We start from the raw sequence: 406 nt of genomic DNA, 5'->3' as shown, positions 1-406 counted from the left end.
ATTGGGTCTCCGTGAGCAGACGAACCGCCTGCTTCATGCGGACTTCGGTTACATATTGGATAAAGGACACACCCGCCTCCTCTTTGAACATTTCCGAGAAATAGGTTGGGTGGTAGTTATACTGCTCCGCGAGTGAGGTCAGTGTTAAATCCTGCATGTAATTCTCCTCGATGTAGCGCTTGGCCGCATCAATCCGGGTTATTTCAGGATGGGATGGGGCCTGCTGCCTGGATACGAGGTCCGCGGCCATCTGCATAAGAAATCCTTCGGCTTGATCGGGGGTTTCCAGCATCAGTGCCCATTCGGGAGATGACCATATAGGCGCTCGCTCCGGTGTATAACCAATGAATTCGGCAGCCGCCGTTTCCATCAACAGCGAGATTTGAAAGATGCTTCGCACTAAGCG

2 protein-coding genes are annotated in these 406 nt (G+C 52.5%); both read right to left on the bottom strand.

The features are described 5' to 3' along the window. A partial coding sequence (locus ACFRAK_RS27450) for a helix-turn-helix domain-containing protein (RefSeq protein ID WP_394572952.1) occupies positions 1–250 on the bottom strand: 250 nt, incomplete at its 3' end. Then, on the bottom strand, positions 204–406 hold a 203-nt coding region (locus ACFRAK_RS27445), incomplete at its 5' end, for a hypothetical protein (protein WP_394572951.1). The genes ACFRAK_RS27450 and ACFRAK_RS27445, both read right to left, overlap by 47 nt.

This window comes from Peribacillus sp. NPDC056705, assembly GCF_043656335.1.
This window is presented reverse-complemented; position numbering and strand designations above follow the sequence as displayed.